This is a genomic window from Glutamicibacter sp. BSL13, from assembly GCF_052928425.1.
Genome location: NZ_JAVGCZ010000017.1, coordinates 15,275 through 40,897, shown reverse-complemented (window position 1 = coordinate 40,897; position 25,623 = coordinate 15,275). Strand labels below are relative to the sequence as shown.

Genomic DNA, 25,623 nt, shown 5'->3' with positions numbered 1-25,623 from the left:
ATGGGTGGATTACAGGGATGGCACCTGGTCATCATCATCGTCTTGGCACTGCTGCTCTTTGGCGCCCCGAAGCTTCCGGGCATGGCCCGTTCGATGGGTCAGTCGCTGCGGATCTTCAAGTCCGAGGTGCGCAAGATGAAGGACGATGACGACGCCAAGAACGAAACCATCGACGGCGAATTCGTCGACCCCAAGAACGACGAGAAGAAGAACTCCTAACACTCATCTCTGTGGCTAAACAACCAGATACCAGCGGGCGGAAGAAACGGCGGCCCAAGGACCCCGAAGGCCGGATGGCGCTGCGGGAGCACCTGGCCGAAGCACGCAACCGCCTGTTCAAGGCGCTGATCGCGCTGGCCCTGGCCACCGTCGCCGGGTTCTTCTTCTACGACGAGGTCCTGGACCTGCTGTTCACCCCGGTCCTGGCCGCCGGCGGCTCGGTGAACTACGCGGCGGTGATGTCGCCCTTCGACATCATGCTCAAGGTCTCGCTGTTCATCGGCCTGGTCCTCTCCTCACCGGTGTGGCTCTACCAGCTGTGGGCGTTCATCGTCCCGGGACTGAAGAAGAACGAACGCCGCCTCGGGTACTCCTTCGCCGCCGCCGCGGTGCCGCTGTTTTTGGGCGGGGTCGCGATGGCCTATTACGTGCTGCCCTTCGCCCTGCAGTTCTTCGTCGGCCTGGCCCCGGAAAACTCGGAGATGCTGCTGACGATCGACAACTATCTGCCGTTCATCTTCCGGCTGCTGCTGGCCTTCGGGCTGGCCATGCTGGTGCCGGTGCTGATGGTGGGGTTGAACATGGTCGGCGTGCTGCCGGCCCGGCTGATCCTGAAGAACTGGCGCATCACCGTCTTCCTGATCGCCCTGGTCGCCGCGATGGCCGCCCCCGGCGGCGATGCGATCACCATGTTCGCCCTGGCCGGCCCGCTGTTCCTCACCTTCGCGGCAGCCACCCTGATCTGTTACCTCAACGACCGCAAACGCTCCAAGAAACTTGCCGAGCAGGAAGCCGAGAATGAACGGCTGGCTCGCGGGGAACGTCTGGAGTAGAGTCGGCCAACCCCCAACCTAGGAGACACCGAGTCAAAGTGAGCACCCCAGCCGAACGCTACCAGCAGGCCAAGGCCCGGGCAGTTGAGCGCGGCACCCTGATGCCCGACTTCCGTGCCAGCCTCGGCTTCGACCTGGACCCGTTCCAGGAGCAGGGCTGCCAGTCGGTCGCCCAGGGCAAGGGGGTGCTGGTGGCCGCCCCCACCGGGGCCGGCAAGACGGTGGTCGGTGAGTTCGCGATCTTCCAGGCCCTGGCCCAGGGCCGCAAGGCCTTCTACACCACCCCCATCAAGGCGCTGAGCAACCAGAAGTACTCGGACCTGGTCAAGGTGCACGGGGCGCGCAATGTGGGCCTGCTGACCGGGGACACCTCCATCAACTCCGAAGCCCAGGTGGTGGTGATGACCACCGAGGTGCTGCGCAACATGCTCTACGCCGACTCACGCACCCTGGACGGGCTGGGCTACGTGGTGATGGACGAGGTGCACTACCTGGCCGACAAGTTCCGCGGGGCCGTGTGGGAGGAAGTGATCCTGCACCTGCCGCAGAACGTGCAGATCATTTCCCTCTCCGCCACCGTCTCCAACGCCGAGGAGTTCGGCGGCTGGCTGGACACCGTGCGCGGGGACACCGACATCATCGTCTCCGAACACCGTCCGATCCCGCTGTTCCAGCACGTCATGGTCGGCACCAAGCTGATGGACCTGTTCGCCGAAGACGTCTCCTTCGACCAGACCGCCGGGCAGCAGTCCCGCGCGGCGGTGAACCCGGACCTGCGCAAGCTCACCCGGCCCTTCCGTCCCGGCGGGCGCGGACGCCGGGGCGGCTCCCGAGACCGCTACACCCCGCCGCATCCCGAAGCGGCCCGCGCCACCCGCCCGCAGAGCATCATCGCCCTGGACCGGGCCGCGCTGCTGCCGGCGATCTTCTTCATCTTCTCCCGCAAGGGCTGCGACAACGCCGTGCACCAGTGCGCGATGGCGGACCTGCGCCTGACCACGGACGCGGAAGCCGCGGAAATCGCCGAGGCGCTGGAGGAAGTCGCCTACCGGATCCCCTCAGATGACCTGGAGGTGCTCGAGTTCTGGTCCTGGCGGGACGCGATGATGCGCGGATACGCCGCCCACCACGCCGGGCTGCTGCCGATCTTCAAGGAAATCGTCGAGGACCTGTTCGCCCGCGGCCTGCTCAAGGTCGTCTTCGCCACCGAGACCCTGGCCTTGGGCATCAACATGCCGGCCCGTTCGGTGGTGCTGGAAAAGCTGGTGAAGTTCAACGGTGAAGCACACGTGCAGATCAGCGCCGGGGAGTACACCCAGCTCACCGGGCGGGCCGGGCGGCGCGGCATTGACATCGAGGGCCACTCCATCGTGATGTGGAACCCGGAGGTGGAACCCGAGGCGCTGGCCGGTTTGGCCTCCAAGCGCACCTACCCGCTGAACTCCAGCTTCCGCCCCACCTACAACATGTCCACCAACCTGCTCGCCCAGTTCGGCCGGGAACAGACCCGCCGGATCCTGGAGTCCTCCTTCGCCCAGTACCAGGCCGACCGCTCCGTGGTGGGTCTGGCCCGCCAGGTGCAGTCCCGCGAGGAATCCCTGGCCGGCTACCAGAAGGCCATGCAGTGCCACCTGGGGGATTTCCAGGAATACAGTGCGCTGCGCCGCAAGCTGAGCGCGGCGGAGAAGAACTTCTCCCGCAACCGCCAGCACGAACGCCGTTCGGCGGCGGAGAAGTCCATGCAGGCGGTGATCCGCGGGGACGTGGTGGACCTGCCCGGCTCGCGGCGCTTTGGCCGGGCAGTCATCGTGGAGGTGGACACCTCGCTCTACGACCCGCGGCACACCGTGCTCACCGAGGAAGCCCGGCTGCGCCGGCTCTCCGTGGAGGACCTGCGCGGTCCATTGGAGATCGTCTCGCGGATCAAGGTGCCCAAGGCGTTCACCGGCAAGTCGCCCAAGGAACGCAAGGACCTGGCCGCGGCGCTGCGCAACGCCATCCACGAGCACCGGCCCCCGCGCAAGGACGCGGCCGGGTTCGACTACGCCGGCAGCGACAACTTCGAACGCGAGGTGGAGGGGCTGCGCCGCCAGCTGCAGGACCACCCCTGCCACCACTGCTCGGACCGTGAGGAACACGCCCGCTGGGCCGAACGCTACTGGAAGCTGAAGAAGGAAACCGACCGGCTGCGCCGGCAGATCTCCGGACGCACCAACACCATCGCCAAGCAGTTCGACAAGGTCTTCGCGGTGCTCGAGCACTTCGGCTACATCGCCCCGCAGGCCGAGGACGACGAACCGGTCATCACCGATGCCGGGCGCCGGCTGCGCCGCATCTACGGCGAACGCGACCTGCTGACCAGCCGGGTGCTGGAAACCGGGGCGCTGAACTCGCTGAACGCCGAAGAGCTGTGCGCCGTCACCGCCGCCCTGGTCTACCAGGCCCGGCGCGACTATGACCGCCCGGACCCGAAGATGCCCACCGAACGGGTGGCCGGGGTGTGGGAGCTGATGGTCAAGTCCTGGGCGCAGCTTTCGGACGTGGAGGAGGCCAAGGGCCTGGAACCCACCGCCCCGCCGGAGTCCGGGCTGATCTGGCCGATGTACAAGTGGGCGCGCGGCGCCACCTTGAACACCTGCCTGCGCGGGGCCGATCTGGCCCCCGGGGACTTCGTGCGCTGGGCCAAGCAGGTCATCGACACCCTGGACCAGCTGGCCAAGAACCCTGACCTGCCCACCAGGCTGTCCAAGAACGCGCGCAAGGCCGTGGACCTGGTCAAGCGCGGAGTGGTGGCCTACTCGAATGTATTGGATTAGCACCTACAGGTGCGGATTGAGGACTAGGAATTCATGGCACTGACCCTGTACCGCAACGGATCGATCTACTCGTCGGCCGACCCGTTCGCCACCGCAATGATGATCGACGGGAACACCGTCGCCTGGATCGGCGGGGAGGAAGCCGCCGACCGCCAGGCCGAACGCGCCGATGAGGTCATCGACCTTGAGGGCGGGCTCGTCACCCCGGCCTTCGTGGACTCCCACACCCACCTGGCGGATTTGGGGGCCGTGCTGTCCGGTGAGGACCTCAGCGCCGGCCGCAGCCCCGAGGACCTGGTTGCGCGGCTGCGGGAGCTGGCCGGGGCAACTGAGGGGCAGATCATCAGCGCCCACGGCTGGGACGAAACCCGCTGGGCCACCGGGGCGCTGCCCGCCACCGAGCAGCTGGAGGCCGCGGCCGGCGGCAAGGGCTACTACCTGGCCCGCATCGACAAGCACAGCGCCCTGGTCAACCAGCGGTTGCTGGAGCTGCTGCAGCTCAAGGACATCACCCCGGGCCTGGTGCACGGCGCCGAACGCGATAAGATCGCCGCCGCCCTGGACGCCGACCCGGCCCGGGTGTCCGCCCACCAGCGCCGGGCACTGGAGCACTACGCCTCCCGCGGCTTCGCGGTGGTGGTGGAAATGGCCGCCGAACACCTGGGCGGCAAGCCGGCGCTGAAGGCGCTGCTGGCAGAGGATGACCCGCAGCTGCCCGAGGTCTACGCCTACTGGGGCCAGGCGGTCGGCGGCGCGGATGAGGCCCGCGCGCTGGGGGACGACTTCGATTCGCCGCGGCTGCTGGGCCTGGGCGGGGACCTGAAGGTGGACGGCTCGCTGGGCAGCCGCAGCGCGGCCCTGCGCGAGGACTACGCCGACGCGCCGGGTGAGCGCGGCACCCTGTTCCTGGAACCGGAGCAAATCGCCGCCCACCTGGTTGCCTGCAGCGAAACCAACACCCAGGCCGGTTTCCACGTCATCGGCGACGCAGCACTGGACACCGTGCTGGACGGGTTCGACCTGGCCGCCGAACGCATCGGGGTGGCCCGGCTGCAGGCCGGCCGGCACCGTCTGGAGCACGCCGAAATGGTGGATGAGGCCAGCCGCCAGCGCCTGCTAGCCTACTCGATCACCGTGTCCATGCAGCCGCGCTTCGACGAGTACTGGGGCGCGGAGCACGGCATGTACCGCCAGCGCCTGGGGGAGCGGGCCGGGCAGATGAACAACCTGGCCGCGATGCTCTCCGCCGGGGTGCCGGTGGTGCTCGGCTCGGACGCCCCGGTCACCGAGGTGGATGGCTGGGCGACCGTGCGGGCGGCGATGCGGCTGAACCAGCCGGCCGGGCGGATCTCGGCCCGGGCCGCGTTCCTGGCCCAGACCCGTTCCGCCTACCGGGCCATGGGCCAGGCCAGCCCGTACACCGGGCAGCTGGTGATCGGCGCCCCGGCCACCTTCGCGGTGTGGAGCGCCTCCGAACTGGCCGTGCAGACGCCCGATGAGCGCATCTCCTCCTGGTCCACCGATGCCCGAGCCGGCACCCCGCTGCTGCCGGTCATCGACGAGCAGATCCCCGAATGCCTGCGCACCGTGCGGGCCGGAATCACCCTGTTCGACGCGCTGCCGGTACGCTCCTAGCACCGCGCCCCAAGCCCCCGGAAAGGCAACTGCCAGGAAGCGCTGATTGCATGTGTGACTTGGCGCAAGTTTGTGTATCCAGTAGTCACCGGATGGTTGACACAACCGGTGGGTAGGGGACTAGGCTGGTGATCAGCGCCACGCCGCGAGCCGCTTTCCGGGCCCCTGCGGCGTAGCACATCTAGTTGATCCCCGGTGACCTTAGATAACATTCCCTGCCGTGCGGCGGGGGATAGGGCCGAAGTCACCGGGGATCAACTGTGTCACAACGCGGTTGAGCGCTGCCCGGGTGACTATAATTTGAATTTGGACTAATTCCCCCGGACCGAGCTGGCGGGGATGCCAAACAGAATTCGAGAAAGGTGCCGCGTGCGCGTCATTACGATCATCCCCACGTACAACGAGCTGGAGTCACTGCCCCTGACGGTGGGACGACTGCGCAAGGCCGTGCCGGACGCCGACGTGCTCATTGCCGACGACAACTCGCCCGACGGCACCGGCGAGCTGGCCGACAAGATGGCGGCCGAGGACAGCCAGATCCACGTCATGCACCGCAAGGGCAAGGAAGGGCTGGGCGCGGCCTACATCGCCGGCTTCCGCTGGGCCCTGGAGCGCGACTACGACGTCATCGTGGAAATGGACGCGGACGGTTCGCACATGCCCGAACAGCTGCCCCGCCTGCTGCAGGCCAGCGCCGAGGGCGCCGACCTGGTGATCGGTTCGCGCTGGGTCAAGGGCGGGGAAGTGGTCAACTGGCCGCTCTCGCGCAAGATCATCTCCCGTGGCGGCAGCTTCTACTCGCGCACCCTGCTGGGCCTGCCGCTGAAGGACATCACCGCCGGCTACCGCGCCTTCAAACGCGAAACCCTGGAGGCCATCGACTTCGACGCGATCGAATCGCGCGGCTACGGCTTCCAGGTGGATATGACCTTCCGCGTGGCGATGCTGGGCATGCGCATCGTCGAGGTCCCGGTGACATTCGTGGAACGCGAGCTGGGGGATTCGAAGATGAGCGGAAACATCGTCGTTGAGGCGATGCTGAACGTCACCCGCTGGGGCCTGTCGGCCCGCTGGAAGAAGCTGACCGGCAAGCTGCAGAAGTAGCCGCTGCGGCGCTTTGCCGCCAAGAACAGGACGCCGCGCGTTCGGGCCCACCGGCCCGGGTGCGCGGCGTTTTCCTTTCCCCGCCGGCCCTGGGCCTAAGGCGGAACACAGCGCCAGAGACGCAAAAGGTGAGGCTGCCCTCCCCGTGGGGAAGGGCAGCCTCACCGTGTGCTTGTGGCGGAAGGACGCGTCCTAGACCGCTTCGCCGCGCGAGGCGCGCAGCTGGGTCAGGCGGTCGGCCAGGATCTTTTCCAGTTCCTCTTCCGAACGGCGCTCCAGCAGCATGTCCCAGTGGGTACGAACCGGCTTCTCGTTGGTCGGCTCGGCCTCCTTGGCTTCGCCGTGCACCAGCTTGGCTTCCTTGCCGGCCTTGGTCAGCCAGGTGGCCGGGATGTCGGCTTCAGCGGCAAACACCACGAAGACGCGTTCGCCGTCCTCGCTCTGGTATTCCACGCGCTGGCGTGCAGCCGGCTCTACACCTGCCTCAGATTCCATGCTCTGTGCGCCCAGGCGCATGCCTCGTAGGCTGCGATCGCTCATGTTACTCCTTACGAGAGGTCTTCGTGTACGCTACACATTCCAACGGTCGGTGTGGCCAAAAGATTCCCCGCTCCAGTGGCCGGCACCCAAAATAACCATTATACGTGCCAACGGCGGGACCCGTTTCCGGATCCCGCCGTTGGGGACTGAATCATAGGGCGGAACCGGGTATTAGACGCCCGTGGAGCCCGAGTCGTTCTTCCGAGCCGAGTCGGATACGCCGCCCAGCGCGCCGCCGATGCCCTTCAGGGCCTCGGTGACCTCGCTGGGGATGACCCACAGCGTGTTCGAGGTGCCTTCGGCCAGCTTCGGCAGGGTCTGCAGGTACTGGTAGGCCAGCAGCTCCTGGTCCGGGCGTCCGGCGTGAATCGCGTCGAACACCTTCTGGATTGCCTGGGCTTCGCCGTCGGCACGCAGGATCGAGGCCTGGGCGTCACCCTCGGCCTTGAGGATGGCGGCCTGGCGTTCACCTTCGGCGGTGAGGATGTCGGACTGCTTGGTGCCCTCGGCGGTGAGGATCGCGGCGCGGCGGTCACGTTCGGCGCGCATCTGCTTCTCCATCGAGTCCTGGATCGAGATCGGTGGGTCGATGGCCTTCAGCTCGACGCGGGAGACGCGGATGCCCCACTTGCCGGTGGCCTCATCCAGCACCCCGCGCAGCTGGCCGTTGATCTGGTCGCGGCTGGTCAGCGCCTCTTCCAGGTTCAGCCCGCCGACCACGTTACGCAGCGTGGTGGTGGTCAGCTGCTCAACGGCCTGGATGTAGTTGGCGATCTCATAGGTCGCCGCGCGCGGCTCGGTGATCTGGAAGTAGACCACGGTGTCGATGGAGACCACCAGGTTGTCCTCGGTGATCACCGGCTGGGGCGGGAAGGAGACAACCTGTTCACGCAGATCCAGCAGCGGCAGCAGTCGGTCAACAAAGGGGATCAGGATCGTCAGCCCGGGATTCAGGGTGCGGTTGTACTTGCCCAGGCGCTCGACGATGCCGGCGCGGGCCTGGGGTACGATGCGCACGCTGCGCAGCAGCACGACGATCACGAAGATCGCCAGAACCACGAGCACGATTATCAGCCCAAGTGAATTGGACTCCATGGGTACTCACTTTCTTGGTGCGTTGATGATTTGGTCTTTGGTCTGCTCCCTGGCCGGCGGGTCTGCCGTGGCCGCGCATCCGGTCAAGGGGCGCACCGGGGGAGCTGACGGGTGTTAAAGGTCGGCCTCGGGCTTCAGCTTCAAATAGGCGGTCGCCCCTTCGATGCGGCTGACGACGGCATAGCTGCCGGGATCCATGCTCGGCTGGTCCACGTCGGTGCGGGCCGTCCAGACCTCGCCGACGATCTTGGCGCGCCCGGAGATCCGGGAGACCGGTTCGAGCACCAGTGCGTCCTGGCCGATCAACCGGTCAATGTTCGTGCGGAACCCCTCCGGCGCCTTGCGCAAATGCCTGATGGCAATCGGGCGCACCAGCAAAACCATTGCCAGTGACACCAGGCCGAACACCACCACCTGCAGCCAGCCAGGGCCGCCCGCCAGGGCCACGGCCAATCCGCCGAGCGAACCAACGCCGAGCATGATGAAATACAGGTCCAGTGACAGCATCTCCACGATCGCCAACAGCAGGAACACCGCGAGCCAGATGACCCAGGCGTTGCTTAGAACCCATTGCGCTGTACTCAATGCCTCATACCTTCGTTTACGAGTTCAGCCGACCCGTCAGTCCGGTCGGCTTTGCCTCCATTCTGCCGCATACACCACTGGATGTCGGTAGTCACTTAGGGGGACATTTGGTTTCGCACTATCCGAATGAGTAAATGCCGAAGGCGGCGGTGACCCGGCGCGGACCCAGGCGCTCGACGGTGGCGGCCAGCGCCTGTTCATCCAGGTGATGCCCGGCCGGCCCCATGAACGCCAGGTTGTACAGCGCCATGGGGTCCAGTTCCATGGGGTAGCTCAGCTCCCGCGAGTCGAGCAGCTCCAGCCCGGCGCCAGCAAACCGGGCCACCAGCTGCTCTTCCTTATCCGGGGCGATTCCCAGCATCTGCAGCTCCTGGCGGATCTCCTGCAGGTGTGTGGGCAGGGCGGTGACCACCACGCAGGTGCCACCGGGGGAAAGGACCCTGCGGAACTCGGCCGGGTTGTGCGGGGCGAAGCAGTTGAGCACCACCTGGCGCGAGGCGTCCGCTGTGGGTAGGGTGCGCCACACATCCCACACCAGCGCCGTGGTGGAAGGCAGTTTTGCGGCACGGCGCATCGCATAGCGGGAAATGTCCAGCGCCACCGCATCCACGGCACGCGAGTCCGCGGCGCGCAGCAGCTGGCCCAGGTAGTAGCCGGTGCCGGCCCCGGCGTCCAGCAGGTGCAGCGGCGCCCGATCCTCCGGCAGCCTGGCGGCGGCGATGATGGCCTCGGCCAGCGGCAGGTAGTGTCCGGCCTCGAGGAAGGCCGCCCGGGCGGCGACCATCGGGGCGGTGTCCTCAACGAAGTTCGTGCCCTTGCCGGTCAGGAAGTTGAAGTACCCCTGCTTGGCGGCATCAAAACGGTGCCCGTTTTCGCAGCGCAGGCTCGGGCGTGGGTCAGCGAACCGCTCCAGGGGAAACTGGCACAGCGGGCAACGCAAAGTCGTGGATGGCATCAGAACCCCAGCAGGCTGCGCGCCTGGTCCAGGTCGAACCCCGGGTAGCGGAAGGCCTCGGAGGCAGAGACCAGGGAGCGGGTCTCGGCCCGGTCAATGTAGACCGTGCCGCGCAGGTGATCGATCTCGTGCTGCACGATGCGCGCCTGCCAGCCGGAGAAGTCGCGTTCCTGCGGGTTGCCGTCACGGTCCAGATAGCTGGCGTGCACGGCGGTGGGGCGGCTGACTACGGCCTGGAAACCGCTGAAGGACAGGCACCCTTCGTAGAACGCCGCCTGGCGCGCGCCGATCGGGGTATAGCCCGGATTGATGAACTCCAGGTAGTCCAGGGGTTCGCGCTCCCGCTCGCGGGCGGCGTCGGCGTCGATTGGATACCGGTCTTCCAGCACGGCCAGCTGCAGCGGAATGCCCAGCTGCACGGCCGCCAACCCGACACCGGGGGCAGCGTGCATGGTGTGGCGCATGACCAGCAGCAGTTCGTTCAGGGTCGGCGCATCCAATTGGCCGTCGTAGGGCAGCGCCGGCTGGCGCAGGGCCGGGTGGCCCAACTGCACGATGGGCGCCACGTTCTGCTGCGCGTGCTGCAGCACCTGCTCGACGATCTGCCCCAACTTCTCCGGGCCGAGTTCGCTATAGTCCATGGTTCCTAGTATTTCCGATGCCCAGCCGCTGCGGAAACCGGCAGCTGGGCCAGGCGGGAGAGCAGCCGGTCGCGTTCGATGCCCTGCAGGGCCTGGCCTAGAGGCTGCAGGATATCCGCGCAGTACAGGTGCACTTCCCGGTTGTGGTCGTAAAGCACGTCGATCAGGTTCGCGAATCGGCGCTGCTCATCCATGGGCATGTCCGCCACCGCGGGAATGTCGGTGATGATCCAGTGTTCGAAGCGACGGCTCATCTCCAGGTAGTCACGGGTGTTGCGGCGGGTGCGGCACAGCTGGTCAAAGGACGTGCGCAGCCCGGTGCCCTGCATGTACACCGGTTCGATCTCCTCGTAGCCAATGGGCAGGGTGGTTCGCGGGGTGGTCGGGGCCGGGGGAGTAGCGCCAACGTTCAGGCTTCCGGCCCGGTAGCCGCTGGCCGCCGAGGCGGTCGTGGGCACCGTGCGGTAGTCCAGCCGCTGATCCAGTTCGTGAACCAGGAAGCTGCTGCGCACAACGGCAATGGTGGGCTCGATCAGATGGTGGAAATACGGGTCATCCAAGAGGAGTTCCGGTGCGTAGTTCGAGGTGGTGATCAGCCTGATTCGGTGTTCTTGGCAGTAGCCGACCAGCCGCGCCATGAACATTGCGTCCCCGGGCTCAACGCAGTGGAACTCATCGAAGCACAGGACCTCCAAACCCGACAGCTCGCGCTGCAGACCGCGCATGAAGATTGATCCCTTGGGGCCGGTTTCCGAAGCGCCGGCCCGACTGACCGCATCAAAGAATTCGTGGAAATGCATCCGTGCGCTGCTCGCTGGATCCAGGGTCTGCATCAGGGCGTCCAGGATCATGGTTTTTCCGCGCCCGGGTGGGCCGTAGATGTAGCAGCCGGTCGGTGCCGTCTCATTGGCTCCCGGGTCCAACAGCCGGGATAGTGCCCCCATTAGCTCCAGCTGGGATTCATCTGGGGTAATGGCCTGGCGTTCCAGGAAGTGGGTGAGCATTTGTTGGCGTTCGGTGCAACTAATTCGTCCCAGGGCTGTCGGGGCTTCAGAGGCATGCATTCCACCAGTTTGCCAGCAGCGTCTGGCCACTCAAATCAGACCCGTGCTCCCACGCAGTGCTCCACAGCGCCCAGTCGTCTGATATCCCGCAAGAAAGAATCTAAATAGCTATGTCAAAGCGCTTTTTACAGCGCAAGAACGGTTTCACGTCAGGGGAGTGGGCGGCACTATTGCTCGCTGGTGTGCCGCAGATCATTTGCTGATGACCCCTCGCCATATCGCGGGCTGGTGCCCATAATGGGTAGCACCAGGGCGTGCATGGAACCGGTATCGGCTCCATGGAACTGCGGTGGATGTTCGGGGAGAGTGAGTGAAATGACCGACTATGCCGTAACACCTGCTCGTGATGTGATCATTTCCAACGAGCTGCTGGAGATGTCGATGACGGTGCTGAAAACGTTGGCTGACCCGGCTCGGCTGCAGATGCTGTGGGCGTTGTCGTCATCCGATCACACCCTGTCGGAACTGTCGCAGTTTGTGGGTGTCAGCCCATCGGTGGCCAGCCAGCTGCTCTCACGCCTGCGAACCAAGGGTGTGCTTCAGACGCGTAAGGAAGGTCGGCACATGGTCTATTCCATGAGCGACGAGCGGCTCAAGCAGTTCATCGCGCAGACGCTGAACTTCGCGGACTACCGGCTCGAGGTGGCAAATGTGGAACCCGAGGATGAGGACTAAAGGCGGAATCCAGGCAGTATCATCCCAGCGCGGGAAACTGCCGACCCCAGGCCCGGGTATGGGTGTTACTACCCCGATAATCCTCAGTTCCATAAAGAGCCGATAATCTACATTATGTAAAGTAGAGGATTTCAGAATGCCCTTGGGGGCTCCCCTTGGTGACCTCTTGCCGCCTGCTACACGCTTCCATCACGTGGCACCAATCGGCCATCAGACAACCCGGCTTAGACACCTTCGATGCGCTTGCTGACGATCAATCGGATTCATTACACAACGTTATGGCGCACGATGCGTTGGCCTCGGCTTCGCATGCGCGTACGAGAATGCCCAGGGTCACGAACTGACAAGCGTGCATCGAAGGGGTCAATGACAGTGCGTGGGAACACCGGCACCTTGCGTTCGCTGGTGCCGCGGGTTTTAGGGGACGCTCCCCTGGTCATTTCGCGATCTCCGCCGTGTCCAGAAGCCATACCCCGGATTCGCGTGCACGCAGAAGATGAAAGGAAACTGATAAGAAATCGGCCATCCTTGAATATTCCCGTCTGATCCCTCCATGGTGGAGAAAGTGTTCAATTCAATGGGGAACTTAAGGTAGGAACATGTGCCGTTTGTTCGGGATGCACGCAGGTAACGATCGAGCGAGGTCAACCTTCTGGCTGCTGCACGCGGCAAATAGCCTGGCGATTCAAAGCCATTATGAACCGGATGGCACCGGGGTGGGCACGTTTGACGCGTCGGGGCACGCCATCGTGAACAAGCAGCCACTCACGGCCTGGAAGGACCGTGAGTTCGCCCAGGAAGCGAAGAACCTGAAGAGCGAGACGTTCCTGGCCCATGTCCGATATGCCAGCACGGGCGCGCATACGCAGATTAATACGCACCCGTTTGAGGAAGACAATCGGCTTTTTGCGCACAATGGGATTGTCGAGGGCCTGCAGGCCCTCGATGAGCGCCTGGGCGAACTGGGCACGGAGCCGCTGGTGCGCGGCCAAACCGACAGTGAACGGGTCTTTGCATTGATTACTGCTGAGATCCGCAGGGCAAATGGCGATATACGCGCCGGGATCAAGGCGGCCCTGGGCTGGATCGCCGAGAATCTGCCTGTGTACAGCCTGAATATGATTCTGACCACGGCAGATGAATTGTGGGCAGTGCGCTATCCCGAGACGCACGAACTCTATGTCCTGGACCGAACTTCCCAGAGCAGCGGTGAGGACCACGCCCTGGTGGCCGACAGCCGTCGAATTCGTACGCACAGCCCTGACCTGGCTGACCGTCATGTGGTCATAGTCGCCACCGAGAAGATGACCGACCATGACGACTGGCGGCTGCTTAAATCTGGCGAACTGATCCAGGTCGGTGAAGACCTGCGGGTTTCCAGCGAGAACATCTTTGATGAACCTCCGCGGCACCTGCTGAAGCTGGAACACCTGGATCAAAAGGCGGCAGCCTCGCAACATCCACCGAAGACTGCATAACAGCTCTGGCCCAGGGTGATTGGGTGCCGCTGACGGAGCCTCGCTAGCGAGGATGGCAGGGGCTGCGCCAGGAAAAACCGGTCCCACTCCCCTGGTTGCAATGTGCATGAGCTAACACGGTGGCGGTGCGTGCGCGGACAGGCAGGGCGTGGCGGGCGACCTAAGATGGAGGCATGACTGCCAAAGTTCGCTCATGGCCATGGTGGGTTCTGCTTGATGTGGTTCTCGTCGTTATTTTTGCCGCCTTGGGGCGCCGCTCGCACGAGCACTCGCTGTCCGTGGCGGGTATCGCCGAGACGGCCGCGCCTTTTGTGCTGGCCTACCTGGCCATGACGCTGATTTCCCGTCCTTGGCTTACTATCAACCGCATTTGGCCTACCGGCGTTCTGGTCTGGGTTGGCACCGTGGCTCTTGGCATTGCCCTGCGGCTTGCCCTTGGCTCGACCGCTGCGGTGCCGTTCATCATTGTTGCCGCCGTAGTCCTTGGCGTCTTCCTGATCGGCCGTCGCCTGTTGACCCGCCTGCTGACTCGTAGCTCAGCCGAGCAGCATTAGGCCCAACCCGTAGGCCCCGGCCGCACATAGGCTGCTGCTGAAGGTACCAAGAATGAACTGCTCGGCCGCGTTGTGGTCTTTCAGTTCCGAGAACCGGCCCAATCCCTTGATCGCCAAGATGACGGCAATGCCCTCAGGCCAGTTGGCCCAGAGGGTACAGACGAAGGCCGTGCGCTCGAGCAGGCCAATCCACAGTCCGCCGCGCAGGGGCGACTCCCCCGCCGGCGACTTGGTTTTCCGTGCGTGGTGATTGGCCGCCAGATGAAAGACCAGCTCCGTGTAGGGGCTCCCGATTGCCACGGCGAAGACAACCGAGGCGGTGACGACCAGAACAAAGGGCACTGCCGCGGCATCGGGATCATGCATCGCGATCACCGCAACGATGGCCGCTGCCAGCGCAATGGCGAAGGAGATCACCGTCAGGCCAACCTTCAGCGGCGTGGGACGCTTTGCCGGCTTGAGCAGATGCGTGCCGGCGGCAACCACGGTGGAGGCCAGCATGAGAAGGAAGGCCGCCCAGGTCATGACTTCTCCCCCGGCTCAATCAGCTTGCCCAGGGCCTTCGCCGATTCGAGCATCATGCGATTGGTTTCAAACCACAGGCTCGACGCCAGGCGCATGGACACCGCCTGCTGGGTGATCCCCAATTCCTTGGCCACCTCGCTCTGGGTCATCCCCCGGTCCATTAACAGGCCGGCTTCCCAGGAGGTGCTGCGGCGCTTGGCGACGATGCTGGCCGTCAGCTGCAGCTCCGCCTCGAGCCGCTCCGTCTCTGGATGGGCGGAGCTCACCGCGATGTTGCCGGCTGCTCGCTTGGCGCGTTCCACCGCATCCCGGGCGTGTTCAAAGGCCGGGCCGCGCCCGGCCCGTGTCTCCTTCGGCAAGGGCAGTTCCACCTCGCCAAACCCCACTCCCACGCTCCACTCCCCTGAAGCTGCGAGCATGACTGCCAGGTGTACCGCTTCGCCGGCGTGATCCAGGACGCCCTGAACCTCGTCGCCGGCGGTACGCTGGAACGGACGCAGCGGTCCGACGGTGGAGTTGGCGTTTTCGATCAAGTGCTCAACCTTGTCCTCGCTTTTGCGGGAACCGCGCTGATCAACGGTCAAAACAATCATGCCACAAGGTTACAACTTTGTAATCGAACGCACAAGTCTATAGATTTGTGCGACCGGTCATTTACTGGGGGGCGCCCGAATGAGGTCGATCACGCCCGTGGATTAGACTTAATCTAGGTTCTCGGCCGCTTTGGCCTTCCGCATCACTCCAGAGAGGTACTCATGGTCACCGCGTTCGTCATGATCCAGACAGCCACGGACAGCATCCCCGAATGCGCACAGCAGATCTCGGAGATCGAGGGGATCAGCGAGGTGTATTCGGTAGCCGGTGACTGGGACTTGATCGCCATTGCCCGGGTGCGGCGGCATGACGATCTGGCCACAGTCATCCCCAATGAGCTGTCCAAGGTTCCCGGAGTTCGCGCTACCCAGACCCACATTGCCTTCCGCGCCTACTCCAGCCATGACCTGGAAGCGGCCTTCTCGCTGGGACTGGACGACTAGCGCTCTCCTCCACGACAGACGCGCAAGGCGTCTGCATCAGCCCCAGGGCTTGTGCAGACGCCTTGCGCGTTTTGGTTTCCGGTGGTTCAGGGAGCAGCTAGCGGCTGCTCTGCTTTGCGTTCTGGTTGGCCTCAGCCCACCGCTGTAGGGCCTGCGCCGCAGCGCCGCTGTCAATTGACTGCTCGGCCCGGCGCATGGCCGCGGAAATCCGCTCATTGAAGCTGCCCTCAGCTTGCTCGTCGTAGGCGACGATTCCCACCGCTGCATTCAACACGACGGTGTCCCGCACCGGGCCAGCGGCGCCGTTGAGGACCTCGTGCACAACCCGGGCGTTGTGTACGGCATCGGCCCCGCGCAGCTGATCCAGCGTGGTGCGCTCAATGCCCACTTCGCTGGCATCGAACATGAACTCCTGGACCTTGCCCTGACGTACTTCCCAGACGCGGTTCGATGCCGTGGTGGTCATTTCATCCAGCCCGTCCTCGCCGCGGAACACCAGGCCGCGAGCTCCCCTGGCCGCCAGCACGCCGGCCATGATCGGCGCCATGCGCAGATCCGAGCAGCCGATCGCGGAGGCCGAGGGCAGTGCCGGATTGGTCAGCGGTCCCAGGAAGTTGAAGGCGGTGGGGATGCGCAGCTCGCGGCGTGCCACGGCCACGTGGCGCATGGAGGGGTGGAAGAGGTTCGCGAAGCAGAAGGCGATGCCGGACTGTTCGTACACCCAGGGCAGGCGCTCCACCGGAACATCCAGGTTCACCCCCAGGACCTCGAGCACGTCGGCCGATCCGGAAGATGAGGAGGAAGCCCGGTTGCCGTGCTTGACCATCTTCACCCCGGCACCGGAGCACACCAGGGTGGCCATGGTGGAAATGTTCACCGTGTTCTGCCGGTCTCCCCCGGTGCCCACAATGTCTAGGGTTTGTCCCTCGATGTGAATCTTGCGGGCATTGGCCACCATGGAGTCGACCAGGCCGGTCAATTCGGCGATGGTTTCACCCTTGGAGCGCAGGGCCACCAGGAAGCCGGCGATCTGCACATCGGTGGCGTTGCCGGACATGATTTCATTCATCGCCCAGGCGGCCTCATCGCGCTGCAAATCCCGGCCGCTGATCAGGGCGGAAAGCAAGCTCGGCCAAGTGGGGAACTTTTGGGAAGACTGGGTCGTTGACACGAGTACAAGCTTAATGAGGAAGCGCGCCGGGCTGCCACTTCATTGCGTCGCATGAGTCACACCAAAAGCCCAGAATTCCGGGCAAAATAGCGGATAATTAAGGAACAGTCACGTTGCTTAAGTCCTGCAACACGGCCCCCGGCGCGACACGGCTCTACAAATTGTAGAAACAGTTTCTCGGCTACTTCCGCGAGTTTCCGGGCTTGTGGCCGAGGTGTGGTGCAAAAAACCACTGTCACGTGCCTTTTGCATTGGTATCTTCGGTCCGTTTAGAGACATAATGACAGTGTGACAACTGCGACTCATGCCCCAAATACACCGGTGCCAAGTGCACCGAACCGCCCCAATATGGCGTCGGTGGGAACGATGGTGTGGCTCTCCAGCGAGCTCATGTTCTTCGCCGCCCTCTTCGCCATGTACTTCAGCCTGCGCGCTGCCGCGCCAGAGCTCTGGGCGAATGAAACTGCCAAACTCAACGTGCCTTTCGCGCTGACCAACACCTTGATTCTTGTTGCCAGCTCGTTCACCTGCCAGATGGGTGTCTTCCGCGCCGAGGAGTTCAAGGCCCGCCGTTCCGGTGGCGTCTTCAACTTCAAGGAGTGGGGAATGATTGAATGGTTCATCCTGACCTTCATCATGGGATCCATCTTCGTCTCGGTCCAGGCATATGAATACGCCATGCTCGTTCACGAGGGTGTGGCTATGAGCTCGAACTCCTACGCTTCGGCCTTCTACATCACCACCGGCTTCCACGGCTTGCACGTGCTCGGTGGCCTGATTGCGTTCCTGCTGATCATCAGCCGTGCGATGCTGGCCAAGAAGTTCGGCCACTTCGAGGCGACTGGCGGAATCGTCGTGTCCTACTACTGGCACTTCGTTGACGTCGTGTGGATCGCCCTGTTCGCGATCATCTACTTCCTGAAGTAGGCAACTAACAATCATCAGTTGCCTCCATAGAAGTAGGGCAACACCACACCAAGAAATAAGTGAGGAACCAGCAAAGTGAAGGCTCTTTCGAAAAAGCGCCGCCACCCGCTCGCCGCTGTGGCTCTGCTGTTGTTTGGTCTGCTGGTCACCGGCAGCCTCTACACTGCAGCGGGCAGCATCAACGAAGCAAAGGCGGCCACCGCGACCGCTTCGGCTGCAGACATCCAGGAAGGCCAGAAGCTGTTCGTTGCGAACTGCGCGACCTGCCACGGGATGAACGCCGAAGGCACTGACTCTGGACCGACCCTGATCGGCGTGGGCGCAGCCTCCGTTGACTTCCAGGTGGGCACCGGCCGCATGCCGATGCAGATGCAGGGCCCGCAGGCCCAGATCAAGCCGGTCCAGTTCAATGACGAGCAGATTTCGCAGCTCGCAGCCTACGTGGCCAGCCTGGGTGCCGGCCCGGCGATCCCGGACGAAGAGTACCTGGACACCGAGAAGGGTGACGCTGCCCATGGCGGTACCGTCTTCCGCGTCAACTGCGCCATGTGCCACAACGCTGCGGCAGCCGGTGGTGCTCTGACCCGCGGTAAGTTCGCACCAACCCTGGCCGGTGTCTCTGAAAAGCACATTTACGAAGCGATGGTTACCGGACCGCAGAACATGCCGGTCTTCAACGATTCGAACATCACCCCCGAAGAGAAGCGTGACGTCATCACCTTCCTGAAGACCATTGAAGCCAACGGCACTGCCGGTGGCGCCGCCCTGGGTGGCCTTGGTCCGGTGGCTGAGGGTCTGTTCGTTTGGACCGCCGGATTGGGCATCATCATCGGCTTCGCCGTTTGGTTGACCTCGCGTCCTTCCTAAGACGCCCACGGCTTCGGCCGACCCCATCACTACGTACATTAAATTCTTGAGAGAAGGATGAGAGACAACATGGGCAACCATAGTCACGGGAGTCCCGAAGACTCGGGCACCGTTGCTAAGGCTGACGATGTGGCTCAGGATCGGTTCCCGGATCCGGGTCTACCACCGCACCGTCCGCGCATCGCAGACCGCGACCCGCGCCAAGCCAAGCGACACGAGCGCCAAGTAGCGCTGCTATTCATTATCTCCATCATCGGAACCGTGCTGTTCTTCGTGGCCTACTTCGTGCTGGGCCACCTGGGCGACATGACCTTCGCCGAACTGCGCGTGCAGAACGCCATGCTCGGCCTGGGCACCACCTTCGCGATGCTGGGCATCGGTGTGGGCATCGTTCACTGGGCCCGTACCCTGATGCCGGACCACGAGCTGGTCGAAGAGCGTCACGAAATCCGTTCCGAGGAGGACCGCCAGGACGCCGCCGAGATCGTTGACACGATCCTGGAAGAGTCCGGCATCAAGCGCCGCCCGCTGATTCGCAACACCCTGATCGGTGCGCTGGCACTGGCCCCGATCCCGGCGATTTTCTACATGCGCGACCTGGAGCGCTCGGGCAAGACCGCCCACCAGATGGTCGACCAGCTGCGCCACACCATGTGGGACACCGGCGTCCGTCTGACCCGCGACCCCTCCGGCACCCCGATCAAGGCCTCCGACGTGCAGATCGGCTCCGCCCTGCACGTGATTCCCGAAGGCCTGAACGACGCCGAGCAGCCGCTGAACGAGAAGGCCAAGGCCGTTGTGCTGGTCATGCGCATGGATCCGGCCGAGATGCAGATCTCGGAAGGCCGCGAGGACTGGCACGTGGATGGCATCGTCGCCTACTCGAAGATCTGCACCCACGTGGGCTGCCCGATCGCGCTGTACGAACAGCACACCCACCACCTGCTGTGCCCGTGCCACCAGTCGACCTTCGACCTGACCCAGGAATGCAAGGTCATCTTCGGCCCGGCCGGTCACGCACTTCCGCAGCTGCCGATCATGGTTGACTCCGAAGGCTACCTGGTAGCCCGCAGTGACTTCCACGAGCCGGTTGGCCCGAGCTACTGGGAGCGTGGTTAGTCATGTCAACGAACGCTGAGTTCACTGCCAAGACCCGCACCGGCCGCATCACCAACTTCGTGGATTCCCGCGTGGGTGGTTCGGCCATCGTCAAGGAATTCGGCCGCAAGGTCTTCCCTGACCACTGGTCATTCATGTTCGGTGAAGTCGCCCTGTACACCTTCGTACTGCTGGTGCTTTCCGGAACGTTCCTGACCTTCTTCTTCGATCCGTCGATGACCCACATCGTCTACAACGGCTCCTACGTGCCGCTGAAGGGCACCGGGATGTCGGTGGCCATGCAGTCCACCATGGACATCTCCTTCGATGTGCGCGGCGGTCTGTTCATGCGCCAGATCCACCACTGGTCCGCGCTGCTGTTCGTGGCCTCGGTTTCGGTGCACATGCTGCGCGTGTTCTTCACCGGTGCGTTCCGTCGCCCGCGCGAACTGAACTGGGTCGTCGGCTGTGTGCTGTTGATCCTGGGCCTGGCTGCCGGCTTCACCGGCTACTCGCTGCCCGATGACCTGCTCTCCGGTAACGGTCTGCGCATCATCGACGGCGTGATCAAGGCGCTGCCGATCGTTGGTACCTACATCTCGATGTTCTTCTTCGGTGGCGAGTTCCCGGGCGAGGATGTCATCCCGCGCCTGTACTCGCTGCACATCATGGTCGTGCCGGCGCTGATCATCATGATGGTGGTTATCCACCTGTTCATGGTTGTCACCCACAAGCACACCCAGTACCCCGGCCCGGGCCGCACCAACAACAACGTTGTCGGCTTCCCGGTTGGCCCGGTGTACGCTGCCAAGGCTGGTGGATTCTTCTTCATCATCTTCGGCATCGTGGCCTTCATCGCAGGCTTCTTCCAGATCAACGCGATCTGGAACTACGGTCCGTACGACCCCTCCCCGGTGTCGGCCGGTACCCAGCCTGACTGGTACATCGGTTTCGTTGACGGCGCCCTGCGTCTGATGCCCGGCGTGCTTGGCAACTTCTCGTTCGAATGGGTCATTCCGTTCCCATGGGGCGACAACACCCTGGTGCTCTCGGTGCTGCTGCCGGCCCTGGTTCCGGCAGGCATCCTGTTCGCGGTCATGTTCACCTGGCCGTGGATCGAACGCTGGGTCACCAAGGACAACCGCGAGCACCACGTGCTGGACCGTCCGCGCAACGCGCCGTTCCGCACCGCCGTGGGCATGGCCGGTGTGGTCTGGTACTGCACCATGTGGGCCGCTGCGTCCTCGGACCTGATGGCCACCCACTTCCATGTGTCGCTGAATGACGTGACCTACTGGCTGCGCGTGCTGTTCATCGTGGGACCGTTCGTCGCGTTCTTCGTGACCCGCCGCATCTGCCTCTCGCTGCAGCGCAAGGACCGGGAAACCGTCCTGCACGGCCGTGAGACCGGCACCATCCAGATGTCGCCGGAGGGCGGCTTCGCGGAGAAGCATGAGGAGCTGGATGCGTACACCCTGTACCATCTGACCAACTTCGAGGACCGCAAGTTCATCCCGGCCGAGCCGGATGCTGCAGGACACATCTCCCGCCAGGAGAAGCGTCGTGCGAAGTGGTCGAAGTTCTTCTTCGAAGATCGCGTCGCCCCGGTCACCCCGAAGGAGCTGGAAGCAGCACATGCTGCCCACGGCCACCATGAGGTCGAAGGTGCAACCGACAGCGCATCCATCGAGAAGTAAGCTCGAAACGCATTAGTCACATCTAAAACGGTGGGACCCGCAGCCAGCGGGTCCCACCGTTTTCGTTTAACCACTCGCCACTACCCCGCCATGGCGAGCCCAAGGCCAGCGCTTGGCGGCGGCTCAGCAAGCCGCCGGCCAGCCGGACGCCGATCCCCCTGCGCGAATCGGTTCAGGCCGCTGCACGGAAACCGGTGCGCTGGCCACCGACACCGCTACTGGCACTACGGTGTGGGAAAAGCCTCTACTGAACTCCGCCAGCGGTATCGTCCCGACCCGTCAGGCGCTCACTGAGATGATCCAACGCCAGCGCGACCTGCCCTGGATCCCGCAAAAATCCCAGATGCCCCAGCTGCAGTCGCTGCGCGGGCCACCCGGCTGACACCGCCCGCTCCCAGTCCCCCAGATAACCATCGCTCAGCAGAAGATATCCAGCCGTCGCCTGCGCGCTCCAGCCTGCGGGCAGGGGAAGACGTTCATCCACGTAGGAGGCCGCCACGCGTGGACAGCGCTCATCCAGCTGCGCGAAGTCCGCATCACTGTTCACCAGGGCCCGCACGCTCTCCCGCGGCCACCAGCGCGACCAGCGCGGTAGCAGGCCTGCCTCCGCCCTGCCCCGCAGGGGCTTTCCCAGTGACGCGGGCACCAGCGCCAGGCAGCGGCCGTCAAACGGCGGCAAAATGGCATCCAGGAAGATGGCTGGGGTTCCAGGAAAACGGTCCAGCAGGGAGGGTAGATAGGCGCCCGCGTTGGAGTGGGCGATCACGACCACGGGATCCGCCCCAACCTTGCCACGGAGGCCATCCAACGCCGCTGAGTACTGTTCAAGCGCCTCTTTGGCCCCTTCGCCGGGATCAGTGCCCTGAACCTCCACTTGATGTTCTCGGCCCGTCAGCTGTTCGGCCAAGGGCAGCAGGGCGCTCGGTTGCAGAAAGATGCTCGAGAGCAGCAGAAGGCGTGCCATGGCGCTGAGATTATCAGCTGCGGCAACGAGATGTACACGGCGGTTCCCCCTAGAACCCCCGCCAGGGGCTTGAAGGCGCTTGCACGCCGGCCGGGAGGGGGAACCCTAGAACGAGGTGGAATAACGCGGCGTGCGGGTCCCCAGGCGCTGCAGCGGTACGAAGAGCTTGTAGCGGTCCGAACGGTAGAGCGAGACCGAGTAGTCGGCCAGGCGTTCGCCGATGTAGGCGTAGCGGGTGATCTGCAGCAGCGGGAACCCGTCTTCCACGGCCAGCAGTTGGGCCTGTGCGGGGCTGGCGGCCGTGCTCTCGACCTGATCCTCGCCCCACTCCAAGAGGATGCCGTAGCGCTCATGCAGTGTTTGGTAGAGCTTCGAGGGTGGCTGCCCGTCGACGAAACCGGGGACCAAGTCGGCCGGCATGTAGTTCTCGTCCAGGCTCATGGGGGTCCCGTCCGCCAGCAGCAGACGCTTGAAGCGCACCACGGGTGTCCCCTCGTCGACCATCAGCTGGCTGGCCAGGTGGGCGGACGCCTTGATTTCGTCGAACTTCAGCACGTGCGCGTCCGGGACCATGCCGCGGCGCATCATGTCCTCGCTGTAGGAGTGCAGACGGACCCGCAGATCCATTTTCTCCGGAACCACGAACGTGCCGATCCCGACGACGCGTTTGAGGACCTGTTCGTCCACCAGCGCGTCGATGGCCTGACGGATGGTTTTGCGTGCGACCCCAAAGTGCTCGGCCAGTTCACGTTCCGGCGGCAGCTTGAAGCCCGGCTCGCACGACTCCCTGGCGTGGGTCTTGAGGATGCGTCGGATCTGCCGGTACTTGCTCTCGCTCGATTCTGGGTCGAGGCGGGCCGTGACGGCCGGCTGCGGCGCGTAGCGCATGGCCAGCTCCTTCCACTGGGTCTTCTCCCATTAAACGCCATCCCGGAGGCCTGGCGACAACGCCCGGCTACGGCTGGGTTAAATGAGAAAGGACGACGAGTTCGAAAACTCGTCGTCCTTTCTCAGTTTACTTAGTGAGCGTGCTTGCCACGGCTGAATTCGTTGACCCAGCCGACCACGCCGATGATGGCCAGGCCAGCACCGATGTAGAAGACCCACCAGCCAACGGCCAGACCCAGGAAGCTGATACCAGCTGCCGAGGCCAGAACCAGCGGCCACCAGCTCCACGGTGCGAACAGGCCGATGTCGCCTGCGTTCTCGTGGATCTCGCCGTCAACACGGTCCTCGGGACGGATGCCGACGTTCTTGGCGGTCATCTTCAGGTACCAGCCGACCATGCCGGACATGGCGGCGAGCATCAGCAGGGCCAGCATGCCGACCCATTCTTCCCAGTTGACCATGTAGCCGTAAACGATGGCTACCGGAGTGAAGAAGAAGATTCCGCCCATGAAGAGCCAGGATTCAATTTTCATTCTTACTTGTCCTTCTGGTCAGCCGGGCCGAAGATCTTCGCGACCGGGTTTTCCGGAGTAGCACGTCCGTTCAGTTCCGGGTGATGCAGGTCCAGGGCCGGACGCTCAGAGCGGATCCGCGGGATCGAGTGGAAGTTGTGACGCGGCGGCGGGCAGGAAGTTGCCCATTCCAGCGATGCGCCGAAGCCCCACGGATCATCAACGGTGACCTTCTTGGCCTGACGGTGGGTGATCCAAACGTTCCAGAAGAACGGGATCATCGAGATGCCAAGGACGAAGGAGAACACGGTGGAAACCTGGTTCATCATGGTGAACCCGTCTTCCGGCATGTAGTCGGCGTAGCGACGCGGCATGCCGATGACGCCCAGCCAGTGCTGGATCAGGAAGGTGCCGTGGAAGCCGATGAACAGCAACCAGAAGTGGATCTTGCCCAGACGCTCGTTGAGCATGTGCCCGGTCCACTTTGGCCACCAGAAGTAGAAGCCGGCGAACATGGCGAACACAACGGTACCGAAGACAACGTAGTGGAAGTGTGCCACCACGAAGTAGGTGTCAGACACGTGGAAGTCCAGGGCCGGAGCCGAGAGGATAATACCGGTCAGACCACCGAACAGGAAGGTCACCAGGAAGCCGATGCTCCACAGCATCGGGGTTTCGAAGGTGATTGAACCGCGCCACATGGTGCCGATCCAGTTGAAGAACTTCACGCCGGTCGGAACCGCGATCAGCATGGTCATGAAGCCGAAGAACGGAAGCATGACGGCACCGGTCACGTACATGTGGTGAGCCCACACCGAAACCGAGAGGGCGGCAATGGCGATGGTCGCGAAGACCAGGCCCTTGTAGCCGAAGATCGGCTTGCGGCTGAAGACCGGGAAGATCTCCGAAACGATGCCGAAGAACGGCAGCGCGATGATGTACACCTCGGGGTGACCGAAGAACCAGAACAGGTGCTGCCAGAGCACCGCTCCCCCGTTATCCGGATCAAAGATGTGTGCACCCAGACGACGGTCGGCACCCAGTGCGAACAGCGCAGCTGCCAGCGGCGGGAAGGCCATCAGGATCAGGATCGAGGTGATCAGGGTGTTCCAGGTGAAGATCGACATGCGCCACATGGTCATGCCAGGTGCGCGCAGGCAGATGATGGTGGTAATGAAGTTCACTGCACCCAGGATGGTGCCGAAGCCCGACAGTGCCAGACCGAAGACCCACAGGTCACCACCGACGCCCGGAGAGAACGTGGTGTTGGACAGCGGTGCGTAAGCGAACCAACCGAAGCTCGCGGCGCCCTGAGGAGTCAGGTAGCCGGCCAGGGCAATGGTCGAACCCAGCGAGAAGAACCAGAACGCCAGGGCGTTCAGGCGAGGGAACGCCACGTCGGGCGAACCGATCTGCAGGGGCATCATCACGTTCGCGAAGCCCGCAAACAGCGGGGTGGCGAACATCAGCAGCATCACGGTGCCGTGCATGGTGAACAGCTGGTTGTACTGTTCCTTGGTCTGCACGATCTGCATGCCCGGCTCAAAGAGCTCGGCACGGATCAGCAGTGCCATCACACCACCGATGCAGAAGAACACAAACGAAGAAATGAGGTACATGTACCCAATCTTCTTGTGGTCCGTGCTGGTGATGTAGTCAACGAAGATGCGTCCCTTTGACCTCGGGACGACGGCCGAGTTGATGCTCTTCACATCATCGGTCGCGTATTCAAAAGTTGTCATG

26 protein-coding genes are annotated in these 25,623 nt (G+C 63.8%); 13 read left to right on the top strand and 13 right to left on the bottom strand.

Annotated elements, in window-relative coordinates; translation table 11 throughout:
• The 5 genes from tatA to RCJ92_RS05120 all read left to right on the top strand — a co-directional run bounded on the left by tatA (position 1) and on the right by RCJ92_RS05120 (position 6,607).
• The gene (tatA, locus tag RCJ92_RS05140) at positions 1 to 219 is read left to right on the top strand and encodes a Sec-independent protein translocase subunit TatA (protein ID WP_054821780.1); all 219 of its coding nucleotides are present in this window, start codon (positions 1 to 3) and stop codon (positions 217 to 219) included.
• A 74-nt stretch (positions 220 to 293) separates the two neighbouring features.
• On the top strand, positions 294 to 1,052 hold the full coding sequence (gene tatC, locus RCJ92_RS05135) for a twin-arginine translocase subunit TatC (RefSeq protein WP_054821779.1): 759 nt from the start codon (positions 294 to 296) through the stop codon (positions 1,050 to 1,052).
• Positions 1,053 to 1,090: 38 nt separating this feature from the next.
• Positions 1,091 to 3,868 carry a DEAD/DEAH box helicase gene (locus tag RCJ92_RS05130; RefSeq protein ID WP_446753930.1) on the top strand — a complete coding sequence of 926 codons (2,778 nt, stop codon included), beginning with the start codon at positions 1,091 to 1,093 and terminating at the stop codon, positions 3,866 to 3,868.
• Positions 3,869 to 3,901: 33 nt separating this feature from the next.
• Complete coding sequence (locus RCJ92_RS05125; protein ID WP_446753929.1) at positions 3,902 to 5,503, top strand: amidohydrolase; 1,602 nt, start codon at positions 3,902 to 3,904, stop codon at positions 5,501 to 5,503.
• 369 nt (positions 5,504 to 5,872) lie between these two features.
• Positions 5,873 to 6,607: a polyprenol monophosphomannose synthase gene (locus tag RCJ92_RS05120; protein ID WP_054821412.1), complete on the top strand. Its 735-nt coding sequence runs from the start codon at positions 5,873 to 5,875 to the stop codon at positions 6,605 to 6,607.
• 192 nt (positions 6,608 to 6,799) lie between these two features.
• Here RCJ92_RS05120 and RCJ92_RS05115 read toward each other — a convergent pair whose 3' ends face one another.
• The 6 genes from RCJ92_RS05115 to zapE all read right to left on the bottom strand — a co-directional run bounded on the left by RCJ92_RS05115 (position 6,800) and on the right by zapE (position 11,487).
• Entirely contained in the window at positions 6,800 to 7,147 is a 348-nt protein-coding gene (locus tag RCJ92_RS05115; protein ID WP_054821413.1) for an RNA polymerase-binding protein RbpA, read from the bottom strand.
• Positions 7,148 to 7,318: 171 nt separating this feature from the next.
• Positions 7,319 to 8,242, bottom strand: a complete 924-nt coding sequence (locus RCJ92_RS05110; RefSeq protein ID WP_138926210.1) for an SPFH domain-containing protein — start codon at positions 8,240 to 8,242, stop codon at positions 7,319 to 7,321.
• 114 nt (positions 8,243 to 8,356) lie between these two features.
• Positions 8,357 to 8,827 carry an NfeD family protein gene (locus RCJ92_RS05105; RefSeq protein WP_054821414.1) on the bottom strand — a complete coding sequence of 157 codons (471 nt, stop codon included), beginning with the start codon at positions 8,825 to 8,827 and terminating at the stop codon, positions 8,357 to 8,359.
• Between the two features lie 118 nt (positions 8,828 to 8,945).
• Entirely contained in the window at positions 8,946 to 9,782 is an 837-nt protein-coding gene (locus RCJ92_RS05100) for a putative RNA methyltransferase (RefSeq protein WP_446753928.1), read from the bottom strand.
• Positions 9,782 to 10,423 carry a peptide deformylase gene (locus tag RCJ92_RS05095; protein ID WP_446753927.1) on the bottom strand — a complete coding sequence of 214 codons (642 nt, stop codon included), beginning with the start codon at positions 10,421 to 10,423 and terminating at the stop codon, positions 9,782 to 9,784. The genes RCJ92_RS05100 and RCJ92_RS05095 overlap by 1 nt, the downstream gene beginning before the upstream one ends.
• Before the next feature lie 5 nt (positions 10,424 to 10,428).
• On the bottom strand, positions 10,429 to 11,487 hold the full coding sequence (gene zapE, locus RCJ92_RS05090) for a cell division protein ZapE (RefSeq protein ID WP_421015511.1): 1,059 nt from the start codon (positions 11,485 to 11,487) through the stop codon (positions 10,429 to 10,431).
• 315 nt (positions 11,488 to 11,802) lie between these two features.
• Between zapE and RCJ92_RS05085 the strand changes: the two genes are divergently transcribed.
• From RCJ92_RS05085 to RCJ92_RS05075, 3 genes are all read left to right on the top strand, one after another.
• Entirely contained in the window at positions 11,803 to 12,162 is a 360-nt protein-coding gene (locus tag RCJ92_RS05085) for an ArsR/SmtB family transcription factor (RefSeq protein WP_446753926.1), read from the top strand.
• A gap of 599 nt (positions 12,163 to 12,761) precedes the next feature.
• Positions 12,762 to 13,640 carry a class II glutamine amidotransferase gene (locus RCJ92_RS05080; protein ID WP_446753925.1) on the top strand — a complete coding sequence of 293 codons (879 nt, stop codon included), beginning with the start codon at positions 12,762 to 12,764 and terminating at the stop codon, positions 13,638 to 13,640.
• Positions 13,641 to 13,813: 173 nt separating this feature from the next.
• A complete protein-coding gene (locus RCJ92_RS05075) occupies positions 13,814 to 14,194 on the top strand; it encodes a DUF3054 domain-containing protein (RefSeq protein ID WP_138926216.1) in 381 nt (126 codons plus the stop codon).
• Here the strand turns inward: RCJ92_RS05075 and RCJ92_RS05070 are convergent.
• A complete protein-coding gene (locus tag RCJ92_RS05070; protein WP_446753924.1) occupies positions 14,177 to 14,719 on the bottom strand; it encodes a hypothetical protein in 543 nt (180 codons plus the stop codon). The two genes, RCJ92_RS05075 and RCJ92_RS05070, sit on opposite strands and share 18 nt — an antisense overlap.
• Positions 14,716 to 15,312 carry a hypothetical protein gene (locus RCJ92_RS05065; protein ID WP_343830648.1) on the bottom strand — a complete coding sequence of 199 codons (597 nt, stop codon included), beginning with the start codon at positions 15,310 to 15,312 and terminating at the stop codon, positions 14,716 to 14,718. Before RCJ92_RS05065 ends, RCJ92_RS05070 begins: the two co-directional genes overlap by 4 nt.
• Positions 15,313 to 15,474: 162 nt before the next feature.
• On the opposite strand from RCJ92_RS05065, the gene RCJ92_RS05060 reads away from it, so the two are divergent.
• On the top strand, positions 15,475 to 15,756 hold the full coding sequence (locus RCJ92_RS05060) for an Lrp/AsnC family transcriptional regulator (RefSeq protein WP_054820817.1): 282 nt from the start codon (positions 15,475 to 15,477) through the stop codon (positions 15,754 to 15,756).
• Between the two features lie 97 nt (positions 15,757 to 15,853).
• Here RCJ92_RS05060 and trpD read toward each other — a convergent pair whose 3' ends face one another.
• On the bottom strand, positions 15,854 to 16,927 hold the full coding sequence (gene trpD, locus RCJ92_RS05055) for an anthranilate phosphoribosyltransferase (protein WP_343830647.1): 1,074 nt from the start codon (positions 16,925 to 16,927) through the stop codon (positions 15,854 to 15,856).
• Positions 16,928 to 17,215: 288 nt separating this feature from the next.
• On the opposite strand from trpD, the gene ctaE reads away from it, so the two are divergent.
• From ctaE to qcrB, 4 genes are all read left to right on the top strand, one after another.
• Complete coding sequence (gene ctaE, locus RCJ92_RS05050) at positions 17,216 to 17,854, top strand: aa3-type cytochrome oxidase subunit III (protein WP_138174001.1); 639 nt, start codon at positions 17,216 to 17,218, stop codon at positions 17,852 to 17,854.
• 75 nt (positions 17,855 to 17,929) lie between these two features.
• On the top strand, positions 17,930 to 18,721 hold the full coding sequence (gene qcrC / locus RCJ92_RS05045; protein WP_138174003.1) for a cytochrome bc1 complex diheme cytochrome c subunit: 792 nt from the start codon (positions 17,930 to 17,932) through the stop codon (positions 18,719 to 18,721).
• A gap of 69 nt (positions 18,722 to 18,790) precedes the next feature.
• Complete coding sequence (gene qcrA, locus RCJ92_RS05040) at positions 18,791 to 19,840, top strand: cytochrome bc1 complex Rieske iron-sulfur subunit (protein WP_138174005.1); 1,050 nt, start codon at positions 18,791 to 18,793, stop codon at positions 19,838 to 19,840.
• A gap of 2 nt (positions 19,841 to 19,842) precedes the next feature.
• On the top strand, positions 19,843 to 21,516 hold the full coding sequence (qcrB, locus tag RCJ92_RS05035) for a cytochrome bc1 complex cytochrome b subunit (RefSeq protein ID WP_138926220.1): 1,674 nt from the start codon (positions 19,843 to 19,845) through the stop codon (positions 21,514 to 21,516).
• A 244-nt stretch (positions 21,517 to 21,760) separates the two neighbouring features.
• Here the strand turns inward: qcrB and RCJ92_RS05030 are convergent, their stop codons facing one another.
• The 4 genes from RCJ92_RS05030 to ctaD form a co-directional block, all read right to left on the bottom strand.
• A complete protein-coding gene (locus tag RCJ92_RS05030) occupies positions 21,761 to 22,480 on the bottom strand; it encodes a hypothetical protein (protein WP_446753923.1) in 720 nt (239 codons plus the stop codon).
• Positions 22,481 to 22,585: 105 nt separating this feature from the next.
• Positions 22,586 to 23,368 (bottom strand): GntR family transcriptional regulator, encoded by a 783-nt coding sequence (locus RCJ92_RS05025; RefSeq protein ID WP_138174011.1) that lies wholly within the window; start codon positions 23,366 to 23,368, stop codon positions 22,586 to 22,588.
• 131 nt (positions 23,369 to 23,499) lie between these two features.
• Positions 23,500 to 23,901 (bottom strand): cytochrome c oxidase subunit 4, encoded by a 402-nt coding sequence (locus RCJ92_RS05020; RefSeq protein WP_054820881.1) that lies wholly within the window; start codon positions 23,899 to 23,901, stop codon positions 23,500 to 23,502.
• Between the two features lie 2 nt (positions 23,902 to 23,903).
• Positions 23,904 to 25,622 (bottom strand): aa3-type cytochrome oxidase subunit I, encoded by a 1,719-nt coding sequence (gene ctaD / locus RCJ92_RS05015; protein ID WP_054820880.1) that lies wholly within the window; start codon positions 25,620 to 25,622, stop codon positions 23,904 to 23,906.
• Position 25,623: the final 1 nt, after the last annotated feature.